The following is an 11,425-nucleotide window of genomic DNA, read 5'->3' on the forward strand; positions in this document are numbered from 1 at the left end:
ATGAAATCTTTTGTTGGAAAAGCAGAACCAGAGGTAGCTGAAAGATTCAGGATGGCATCATCTAAAACGTTCAGAAGAGATTTGTAAACATCCTGCTGCCGATCAAAAATCGGCGTTGGAAAGCTTTTCCCATCAAATGCCTGGCTATAAGGCACATCACCATACAAATCCGTAACTTTTTGAATGGCGAAAACTTCAAGAATCTGACCGATGCCCTTCCCCCACTTATTGCCTACAGAATCTGCTTTAAGCTGGATCAATCTTGCCTGACCTGCCACAGAATAAATCGTATTCCAGGAGAAGTTTTGGGAAGAAACAATGTATTGGGAATAGCCAAGATGGGCCCGATTAAGTCCATTGAGTTGACCTGACCACATGCTAGCAATCCGTACATCGGTATCTTCATGTAGTAGCGAAACGCCCAGTAAGGTTCCGCTAAAAAGCGTTGGCAGGTCAATATTGGTTACTGCGTTTGGATTATTATTAATATCCGGTTGATCAAATAACTTTTTGCAACCGCTAATGGCAATAGTACATCCTATTAAAAGTACATATAAAGTATTTCGTATATATTTTGTTGTCATAAAGGCTTTATTAAATTAGTATCTTACCTGAACTGAAAAGAGAAGCGATTTTGTGTTTGGGTTGGTAAACCAATCCTGACCCCGGGCTAAACCTGCCCCTGAGATATTTACCTCGGGATCCGTACCAGTGTATTTTGTCCACAACACCAGATTTCGGCCAGTTACGCTCAAATCTATGCTAGAGAGACTGGATAAAAACTTAATTGATTTGACATTAATCGAATATTTTAAGGTCGCTTCGCGAAGTCTTGTCGTACTGGCATCTTCTACAAATTGCTTATAAGAAGCCGAATTGGATGCAGATCCTCTTCCCTGCCACCAAGCCTGGTTAATTGCAACTGGTCCGGCACCAAAGTCTTTAATCTGGCCCTGAAATGAAGTTCCGGCGGCAATCAAATTACCATTTACATCCTTCAATCCACCCAAAGGTGCAATAACGGTTTGCCCCTGGTCAGCATGTGTACCAATACTATAAAGCGAGCCTCTGGTTCCGTTGAAAAAATCGTTTCCATAGATGCGATCGAAAAGTACAAATAGTGATATATTCTTATAAGAAAAAGTACTTCCTAAACCTCCTTGCCATTTGGGATTGGGATTACCAATAATTTCATTGCTGATACCCGCCTGCGGAAAACCATTACCATCCAGAATATATTTTCCGTTACTGTCTTTTAAAAAATCTGTTGAATAAAATATCCCAAACGGCTGACCAGGGATCAGCGAAGCGTTCTGCATATAGCTATCCGGCAGGGTGTAAACAGTTGCACCTGCCAAAGATTTTACCACATTTCTATTCATGGCAAATGTCGCAGAGAGATTCCAACGGAAAGCACCGATTTTAACGGCATCTCCATTTACATCAATTTCTAATCCTTTATTGGAAAGAACAGCCGCATTTGCATTTTTGATAGTAAAACCCGTTTCGCTTGGTACATTTAATGGCAGGATTACATCTTTGGTTTGATTGGTATAAGCAGTTGCGGAAACGTTTAAGCGGTTATTAAACAGTCGCAAATCTAAACCTATTTCACTTTCAGTTTTTCGCTCGGGGCGAAGGTTGTCATTGCCCTCAGTCAGGCTTCTAACATAACCTCCTCCATACAAGCTACTTACCGAAGATAAACCACGGGTGAAAGTGTCGCCATATATGGCTGGGCTAAAGGTAGTGAAGTTAAGATATGGCTGAGGCTGAATCCCTACTTGTCCCCAGCTTAAGCGAAGTTTAGCAAAATCAAGAAATGGTATATCATTCAGTCCTTTAATTTTGGTAAGCTGCCAGGCTAATGCAGCAGATGGAAAGAAAAAACTACTATTGGCATTGGTACCAAAGGTTGAAGCGCTTTCAGATCTTCCCGAAAGTGTCAAAAACAACATGTCATAAGCCTCTAGATCTGCCTGTGCGTAATACGCATAAGTGCGGATGAGGGAGCTGTAGTTACTTGCAGAGAGGTTAGAATTCAGCGCATTGGTTAATATGTCTGGCGCTGTCGGCACAATTAAATTTGATATGGCATCAGATTGTGTAGCTCTTCTTCTGCTGTTATAATTAACACCAAGTATTAATGTCCCGTTAAAGTCTTTATTAAATTTCTTATTTGCAGCAGCAAACAAATCAGTATTAAACTGTTTTTCTGAAACCTGGTTTTTAGATAAAAAACCATTCAAAAACAATGCGGAATTCCTTGCAAAGCGTTCCGTTCGATCATCTACATAATTGTCAATTCCCGAGCGGCCGGTAATCGCCAGCCACGAAAGCGGCGTTAAACCTAGTTCTACAACCCCTGTCAAACGATCAACATTACTACTATTTCGGTTGTTATTGATGTTCCACACCGGATTGGAATAAATGGTACTTAAATCTTTTCCAAGGGGATTACGGTAAGATACATGTGCGTTTTGTAATACCTCATTGGCAACATTTGTATAAACTCCCTGATATAATGCATTATTGAAATCTGCCGGAGTTCTGGTGGCACCCAACAATAAACCATCTACATTATCACCCTCCTGTACCCTAAACGATTTTGTTTTAGTGTAACCTAGGTTTACGGATGCTTTGATCCAGGAATTAAATTTCGTAGCCGCATTCACCCGGGCCGTATTTCGGTCATACTCACTGAAAGCTTTGATGACCCCATCCTGGCTGAGATTAGCATAACTGATAAAAAAATTCGACTTGGCATCGCCGCCGCTTAAAGCGAGCGAATTATCTATAAAATGTCCAGTCTGAAATATATCAGCGTACCTGTCAAATACCTCCCGTGAATTTTTCCCCCCATGTGGATTAGCAGCGTTTCCGGCCGCAATGGCGTACCTTCTTGTTCCATCCTGCAGCAAAGTATATCCCTGATAACCACTTGCACCAGGATTGGTGATATAAGTATCAGCTCCACCAGATCGGACAGAGATTAAATCGCCAAAACTCAGCTTATCGCCCTGATTGTAAAATCCAGATGTTCCCTGCCCATAAGTGCTTTGAAGCTCAGGTAATTTATTCACTCTATCGAGCGACAAGGTAGATTTGAAAGCAATATTTACTTTTCCGTCAGAATTTTTCCCTTTTTTTGTGGTGATGATGATCACTCCGTTTGCAGCCCGGGTTCCCCAAAGTGCCGCAGCAGAAGCACCCTTCAGTACCTCCATACTTTGGATATCTTCCGGATTGATGTCGTTAATCCTGGATTGCTGAATAATCCCGTTACCTGCAGCAGTACCAACATTATCGCTGGAATTACTCACCGGCATCCCGTCGACAATAAATAGCGGTTGCGCATTCCCATTAATGGTATTTTGACCCCGGATTTGTATATAACCACCCGAACCCGGATCGCCACCATTTCTGGTAATTAAAACTCCTGAAACTTTACTGCTGATACCTGTTAATAAACTGGTTTCACCAGAGCTGGCAATAGCTGCGCCTTTCACCGTAGAAACGGAGGAGCCAAACTTATCCCGCTGGGTTTCTACCCCAATGGCATTGATAATAACTTCTGATAGTTGTCTGGAATCGGCTTTCAGCAATACATTAATTAATGTTTTGCTTCCGATAGGTTCTTTATACGCTATCATACCAACTGCAGAAAACAAAATAAACGCTGCATTATCAGTTACAGCTATTTCATAATATCCATTTTTATCTGTTGTTGTTGCTTTTGTTGTTCCTGCTATACTTACTGTAACGCCGGGAAGAACGAGGTTTGTTTCTGCTTCTTTCACCGTTCCGGAGATGATTCTGTTTTGAGCGATTACAGGGCAGGAATAAATAGATAGCAGGAAAGCTATATAAAGTAGCGCTTTAGTCATAAATGAATTTAAAATGATAGGGATATTGTTTGCACATCGGGAATACCAATGCGAATTACCAGGATAAACACAACGATTTATTTACTAATAAATTTAGTTAATACGTTATTTAGATCATGTAAATCGAACAAACTTAGCATTTAAAGATTATATTAATAATAGCGCATATCATATATCCTACTCCTATTAGTTCTAAAATTCTCTTACAGATGAAAATAAATCATAACTGTATTTTGATTTTAAAAGATAAGATAGAAACAATCATAGCTTCTAATTAGACTACGGCAAACATTTAAGTATTTATAGCAAAAAAGTACGAATTAGGATGATTTGAATTTTACTGTGAACACTTATGATAAGCAAACATAATTGTTACAGTTCATAGTATAGCTTCGAATGGATTTTTTTCGTGATATCTTCAAACGATAGTAATCTTTGTTGAAGAAAATCAAATCATGCTCAATGCCTTACGATAGCCTATCTGAGCGAAAAACGAGATCGATCACTACTTTGGTTAAATATATTGTTAAATCCCTTTCACCTCTTTCTGATTATGTTCTGAAAGCGATCATCATGACAAAAACTTTTACCTTTTTATAAAGTTTTATTGCAGGATTATAATTCATTGGCAGGCAATTTTTAGTCATATAGTTGCAACCTCATGTTCTACTCGTTACCTGAACGAATGAGCGTAGCATTTATACAACAAATTCCTGATGAATAGTATTACAATTTAGTCGATAGTTATGCAGCATAAATACAAAACACTCCGATTGATACTGGGTGACCAACTTAATCTCCAACATTCCTGGTATAACGAACGGGATTCAACAGTGCTGTATGTAATCATGGAGTTACGTACCGAAACCGATTATGTATGGCATCATATCCAGAAAATTTGTGCGTTTTTCGCAGCAATGGAAAATTTCGCCGATCTGCTTAAATCGAAAGGTCATGAGGTATTATATCTTAAACTTGATAATCCCTCCAACAGGCAAAATTTTGAAGATAACAGCGAAGATCTGATAAAGAAATATAATATACAAAAGTTTGAATATCAGCTCCCAGATGAATTTAGGCTGGATAAAGATCTCAGAACATTTTGCGACAAATTGCCAATAGCAACGCAAGCTTATGATACCGAGCACTTCTATACAGACCGGGAGGAATTAGGAAGTTTTTTCTCTGGAAAAAAGGGATTATTAATGGAGAATTTCTACCGGGAAATGCGAAAGAAACACAATATACTCATGCATGGTGAAAAACCTGTGGGAGGAAAATGGAATTTTGATGAGGAGAATAGAAGCAAATTACCTAAAAAGCACAAGCCCAATGCGACAATATTGTTTGATAATAATGTTCAGCAACAATACGATCGAATTATAGAAGCAAAAATTAAAACCATAGGCACCACTAATTCTGCACACTTTTTTTGGCCTATTGACCGCCAGCAAGCAATTGAAATGTTAAATTATTTCACCAAATCTTGCCTCCCATTGTTTGGTACTTTTCAGGATGCGATGCATGCTGAGGAATGGGCCATATACCATTCCAGGTTATCTTTTGCAATGAACACTAAAATGCTTTCCCCAAAAGAAGTTGTAAACGCTGCTATCGACAGTTGGGAAAAATCTGAAAAACAAATCACCATTAACCAGCTGGAAGGATTTATCAGGCAGATTATTGGATGGCGTGAATACATGCGTGGAATCTACTGGCTAAAAATGCCGGATTTTGAAAAGATGAATTATTTTAACCATCAAAGAAAATTACCAGGTTGGTATTGGACGGGAAACACAAAAATGAATTGCCTCAAGCATAGCATCAAACAATCATTGGACTATGCCTATGCTCATCATATACAGCGACTGATGATTACCGGGAATTTTGCACTTCTTGCTGGCATCAACCCTGATGAAGTAGACTTTTGGTATCTCGGAATTTATATTGATGCTATTCAATGGGTGGAAATAACCAATACCAGGGGCATGAGCCAGTACGCAGATGGTGGCATTACTGGATCTAAACCCTATACTGCCAGTGCCAACTATATCCATAAACAAAGTAACTACTGCGAAAGTTGCCATTACGACCGAAAGGAAAAAACCGGCGACAATGCTTGCCCGTTCAATAGCCTTTACTGGAATTTTCATGATCTTCACCGCGATAAACTGAGCTTAAATTTTCGCTTGTCTGGGGTGTATCGTATATGGGATAAAAAGTCATCGGAAGAAAGAGAAGCCATCTTGCATCAAGCAGGCTATTACCTTGATCATCTCGAAGAATTGTAGATATTTTTAATTATGACCTACATTTAAGATCAGCTCACTCCGTTACTGATTTTACAAAAAAAGAAATTCGCTCAACCTGCACAACTTAAAATACATAAAGTTAAATTGCAATAAAACCCACATAAATGAAACAAAATTTCTTCCCAAAAATTCATTCGCTTGCCATAAGTCTAATCTTAATACTATGTTGCACCACGGTACATGCTCAGAAAAAACTGAATGTGGTGGTGGCCGGCCTGAACCATGACCATGTCTATCAAATAATGAATAGTTATGAAAAAGGCGAGGTAAATATTGTAGGCATTTCAGAAAGCGATGCTAATTTAATTATGCGTTTCAAAAAGCGCTATAACTTACCCGATTCAATATTCAACCAGAATTTGCCGTTGCTCTTAAAAACAAAGAAACCAGAAGTTGTATTGGCATACAATGCCATTAATGATCACCTCGCTGTTGTGGAGGCCGCTGCACCCTTGGGAATCTCTGTGATGGTAGAGAAGCCATTGGCTACAACTGTTAAGCAAGCCGAACGCATGGCACAACTTGCCAGGCAATACCAGATTCACCTACTAACCAACTACGAAACTACATGGTATGCAAGTAATCAGGAAGCGTATCGCAAAACAAAAGCCAATAATGAAATTGGAAAAATCAGAAAGATGGTGGTTCATGATGGACACCAGGGGCCAAAAGAAATAAACGTAAGTTCCGAATTTTTAAACTGGTTGACCGACCCAGTTAAAAATGGTGGTGGTGCAATTGTAGATTTTGGTTGTTACGGCGCTAATTTGATGACCTGGTTAATGGATGGCAAAGCGCCAGTAGCTGTTACGGCCATTACCCGACAATTAAAAAAAGATGTATATCCGAATGTAGATGACGATGCAACCATTCTACTTGAATATCCTGAAGCTACCGGAATCATAGAAGCTTCCTGGAACTGGCCTTTCTCGATTAAAGACTTGGAAATTTTTGGTCAAACTGGTTATATCCAGGCGGTCAATCCAACCTTACTGCGAGTAAAAGAAAAAGAAGGTGCAACTTATAAAGAAACCACTGCAGCCACACTTTCCAGAAACATCAGCAGTCCGCTAAATTATTTATCAGCATTATTGCGAAATGAAATTCATCCTGAGCAGGATCTGACTGGTTTGGAAAACAACCTTATTGTAGTGAAGATCCTCGAAGCTGCTAGAATTTCTGCCAAAACTGGCCGGCGTGTGCTAATTAAATAGGCCTTTGATGGTTTAATTCGTTACTAAAGTGAAAATGCGGAAAAAGCCTAATTCAGGAACAATCATGTTCAGTACTATTCAGTCTTAAAATCATGATCGCAAAAAAATAAATACATACACAAAATGAAGAAATCTAAAAATAAAACCTACCAAATCGTTTATCTGTTTGCACTAACGTTTTTCGCCACAATCATCCCTGGAGTTGCGCTAGCCCAAAAGGATGACAGGAAATTTAGGATTGCAAAAATAGAAGTATATCCAGAATACCTGGAACAATATAAATCAGCATTGGCTGAACACGCGAAAGCCGCCGTATCTTTGGAACCTGGTGTTATCGCACTGCAAGCGGTATATGACAAATCAGATCCATTAAAAGTTACTGTATTTGAAGTATATGCCAGCGAAAAAGCCTACTTGCAACATTTACAAGCCAAACATTTCCTGAAGTACAAAAATGGCACTTTAAAAATGGTTAAAAAACTAGAGCTGATTGAGGTTGCCCCGATCGCTATTGAATTGAAAAATCTCCTTTTCAATCATTAATAACCATCCTCAAAAGCTAATCACCTCAGCTATTAGAAACAAATTGACATTGATACTTCAATAAACACCTCTTTTTAACTTCCGAGAGATAGCGATCAGATCATATGGCATTTCTTTGTCATTGAACGAAAAGAAAGCCCGCAAACATTTCGTTGGTCAGTCGGTTTATAAAATGATGAATAACAAAATTGTCCTTGCACTGCTCATATTGATCTCCATACTTATTTTTCTAATACTGGGTATAAATTACTTTTCTCTATATCAGTTACTTCCGATATTCATATTTTATTTTTTTCAGGTAAAGGTGTTTAGCAAAGTGAAGGGAACTACCATTTTCGTCTTTTATCTATTGGCTATTATATCACTCGTTTTGTTTCCACTAGTGGCAATTGTCAGTTGGTATTTTGATATCAACCAATTGGCTTCAGGATCTTCAACAAGTGCTTTACTTTTTGTTTGGCTACCAATATATGCAACAATACCTGGCCTTCTGATTTGTTTGATCGCCTGGATGATTAAAACAAGGCGTTGATATTTTTAGGCTGATGGTGTGCGGCACTATTGAGCAACCTAAAAACTTCAGAAATGATGCGCTGGCAACAAACTTCCCTATCCCCGATATGTTGATAGGTAATTAAGGTTACACCAGTTATGATGCAGAATACAATTGCCCCGAACCGTTCTGGTCGTTCACTAAAAATATACGGTCAGAAGTTGGTACAGTAAAGTTAATTTAATAGCTTTCCCAGTCCAAGTCAGAAAAAGAAGATTTTAAAATGCGTATCATTATCAAACAAATAATTTTTGCCTGCAGCTTACTGCTCACTGGAAATTATCTTTCAGCACAGCAAACCGATTCTGTGACCAGTGAAAATTTATTGATTAATGAGGTAAAATTAATTAAAGATCAACAGCAGAAACAAATTGATTCACTGGTAAAGATCCAGCTGGAGGCACAATTGCGTGATGCCATTGGCGACAAATCAAAAACCCGTGAACTGGAAGCAAAACTTCGCGAAATTGCCGTTAATGACTCGTTAAGAAGCATACAACAAGCCGCCGAAATAAAAAAGTTAAAGGTTGATGCGAAAGCATATCCAGTCATTTTGAATCACGATACACTCTTTAATATTTTTACCATAACGGGCTCTTTCAGTGCTCGCGAAAGGGCATTGGCCATCACAAAAAAAATTAATAGTCTGTACGATGATGCATTTTATTCTCCAGACTCGTTGAAAATAAAGTCGGCGACGGATAATTTCGACATCATTTATAAAAACCAGGAAATTATAATGACCGTTTCTAATCTGGACGGACTTTGGTTTGGAAAGACAAATGCGGAACTGGCTCAAAGTTATTTACAAACCATTAAACAGACCGTTCAAAGAGAGCGTGAATCACATAGTTTAACCAATTGGGCTAAACGCATCGGTCTGGCGGTTTTGATTCTTCTGTTATTAATCTTCATGGTAGCACTGATTAACTGGGCTTTCAGGCAAAGTAAAAAGTACATCATGTATCGTACACAAAAAATTAACGCCGGCTTGAAACTTGGAACCGTGAAAGTTATCCCTGCACAGGATTTGGCGTTGATATTTTTAAAAATAAATAGCGCTTTAAGGCTTATCGTCACTTTACTGCTGATCTACCTATCTTTACCCTTACTTTTCAGTGTGTTTCCTGAAACAGAAAGCTGGACCAGCACCCTTTTGAACTGGATTTTAGGCCCACTTAAAGTGGCATTAAATGGAATTGTGGCGTATCTGCCGAACCTGTTTACGATCCTTGTGATTTACCTGATTTTCAAATTCTCACTCAAAGCAGTAAGATATTTTTTTAAGGAAGTTAAGCGGGGAAATATTCAAATCAACGGCTTCCACCCTGAATGGTCGGTACCGACATTTAATATCATCAGGTTTATTCTTTACGCTTTTATGCTGGTGATTGTGTTTCCTTATCTGCCAGGTTCAGGATCTGCTGCATTTCAAGGTGTTTCGGTTTTTCTGGGGATTTTGATTTCCCTCGGATCATCAAGTGCGATCACAAATATTGTAGCTGGCCTGGTGATTACCTACATGAGGCCTTTTCGTATTGGCGATAGGGTAAAAATTGGTGAAGTAACCGGTGATATTATCGAAAAAACAATGTTGGTTACCCGAATCAGAACGATAAAAAATGAAGACGTTACTGTACCTAATTCCATGGTGCTTTCCAGCAGCACTGTAAATTATTCTAGCCAGGCGAAAACGAATGGATTAATTGTTCACTACGAGGTAACGTTAGGCTACGATGTGCCTTGGAAAAAAGCTTATGAGATCCTTATCTCAGCAGCGCTCAAATCCGATTTTATCCTGCAAGAACCCCGACCTTTTGTGCTACAAACTCGTTTGAATGATTTCTATGTATCTTACCAAGTTAATGCTTACACCGACCAGGCAGGCAAACAAGCGCTAATTTACAGTAGCTTGCTCGAACATATTCAAGACGAGCTTAATGCTGCAGGCATAGAAATGTTATCGCCAAGTTATAACGTAATAAGGAAGGAATGATTTCAAATTCCTTTTGAAAAAGACGTTCCTGATAGATCATAAAACAAAAACGATGAAATTGATGTAAAAAGTGTGATTGGCTTTCAGCAAATTGTTCACTTAATTTTGATTGAAATGAATTGCAAAAGAAAAGAAATAGCTTGGTGGATATATATATCATTTTAAACCCAAAACTTTATATTTAAGAACCATGAAGGAAAAAGAAATGCTACCTGTACATGTTCTTCCAAATACCCCTTTTATGGTATCAGAAAAAAAGGTGGCATTTGGTCAGCATTTTCTTCATCACCGCATTCATTTTTATGCGATCATCTGGTTTACAGAAGATCAGGATATACACTATATCGACTTCGAACCTTACCCAATAAAAAAAAACACCGTATTTCTCATAGCAAAAAATCAGGTACATGCTATTCCATCGCAAAGCCTGCCAAATGCAAGAGTAGTCGTTTTTTCCGAAGAATTTTTTTCACGCGATAACGGAAACGGCAATCAACCAACTTTTTCTGCCTTTCGAAAATAAGGGAATAGCAATTCCAAAAGACAAGCTAACTGAACTGAAGCAATTATTTTTCCTGCTGCAATCTGAATTTCAGGGAGAATGTGACATGAAACTACTGAAAATGTATACCAAAGCCTTTCTGCTAATCCTTCATAGATTCACTAACGCACTACCTCTCAGCTTCTCCCATAAAGACGAAAGAATAATTCGTTTGCTGCAACTGATAGAATCTAATTTCAAGACACAGCAGCCAGTCACATTCTATGCTGCTCAAGTTGGATTGTCACCAAAAAGGATGAATGAGATACTTAAAGAAAGTCTTGGGTTTACCCTGAATCAACTTTGTAATCAATTGCTGTTGCTGGAAAGCAAACGATCGCTACAGGATGTGGGGCAGTCCATCAAACAAATCGCATAT

General features: G+C 38.6%; 7 protein-coding genes and 1 pseudogene. 6 read left to right on the forward strand and 2 right to left on the reverse strand.

Going from position 1 to position 11,425, the window contains the following annotated elements; genetic code table 11:
* Together ON09_RS18860 and ON09_RS18865 are read right to left on the reverse strand one after the other, a co-directional pair.
* Positions 1–584: SusD/RagB family nutrient-binding outer membrane lipoprotein (locus ON09_RS18860; protein ID WP_010602626.1), on the reverse strand; the 584-nt coding region annotated here is incomplete at its 3' end.
* Between the two features lie 15 nt (positions 585–599).
* The gene (locus ON09_RS18865; RefSeq protein ID WP_010602627.1) at positions 600–3,887 is read right to left on the reverse strand and encodes a SusC/RagA family TonB-linked outer membrane protein; all 3,288 of its coding nucleotides are present in this window, start codon (positions 3,885–3,887) and stop codon (positions 600–602) included.
* A 773-nt stretch (positions 3,888–4,660) separates the two neighbouring features.
* On the opposite strand from ON09_RS18865, the gene ON09_RS18870 reads away from it, so the two are divergent.
* The 6 genes and pseudogenes from ON09_RS18870 to ON09_RS26260 all read left to right on the forward strand — a co-directional run.
* A complete protein-coding gene (locus tag ON09_RS18870) occupies positions 4,661–6,178 on the forward strand; it encodes a cryptochrome/photolyase family protein (protein WP_238533743.1) in 1,518 nt (505 codons plus the stop codon).
* Between the two features lie 125 nt (positions 6,179–6,303).
* On the forward strand, positions 6,304–7,413 hold the full coding sequence (locus ON09_RS18875) for a Gfo/Idh/MocA family protein (protein WP_010602629.1): 1,110 nt from the start codon (positions 6,304–6,306) through the stop codon (positions 7,411–7,413).
* A 123-nt stretch (positions 7,414–7,536) separates the two neighbouring features.
* Positions 7,537–7,956: a putative quinol monooxygenase gene (locus ON09_RS18880; RefSeq protein WP_010602630.1), complete on the forward strand. Its 420-nt coding sequence runs from the start codon at positions 7,537–7,539 to the stop codon at positions 7,954–7,956.
* Positions 7,957–8,732: 776 nt separating this feature from the next.
* The gene (locus ON09_RS18890; protein WP_010602632.1) at positions 8,733–10,505 is read left to right on the forward strand and encodes a mechanosensitive ion channel family protein; all 1,773 of its coding nucleotides are present in this window, start codon (positions 8,733–8,735) and stop codon (positions 10,503–10,505) included.
* Between the two features lie 190 nt (positions 10,506–10,695).
* Positions 10,696–11,028 carry a hypothetical protein gene (locus tag ON09_RS18895; protein WP_029204468.1) on the forward strand — a complete coding sequence of 111 codons (333 nt, stop codon included), beginning with the start codon at positions 10,696–10,698 and terminating at the stop codon, positions 11,026–11,028.
* Positions 11,029–11,128: 100 nt separating this feature from the next.
* Positions 11,129–11,425: pseudogene (locus ON09_RS26260) on the forward strand (hypothetical protein); the annotation flags it as partial.

Source organism: Pedobacter agri PB92 (assembly GCF_000258495.1).
Classification (GTDB): domain Bacteria; phylum Bacteroidota; class Bacteroidia; order Sphingobacteriales; family Sphingobacteriaceae; genus Pedobacter; species Pedobacter agri.

Coding starts and splice junctions, on each gene's coding strand:
- ON09_RS18865 (WP_010602627.1), bottom strand. CDS start 3,887: ATGACTAAAGCGCTACTTTATATAGCTTTCCTGCTATCTATTTATTCC.
- ON09_RS18880 (WP_010602630.1), top strand. CDS start 7,537: ATGAAGAAATCTAAAAATAAAACCTACCAAATCGTTTATCTGTTTGCA.
- ON09_RS18890 (WP_010602632.1), top strand. CDS start 8,733: ATGCGTATCATTATCAAACAAATAATTTTTGCCTGCAGCTTACTGCTC.
- ON09_RS18875 (WP_010602629.1), top strand. CDS start 6,304: ATGAAACAAAATTTCTTCCCAAAAATTCATTCGCTTGCCATAAGTCTA.
- ON09_RS18895 (WP_029204468.1), top strand. CDS start 10,696: ATGAAGGAAAAAGAAATGCTACCTGTACATGTTCTTCCAAATACCCCT.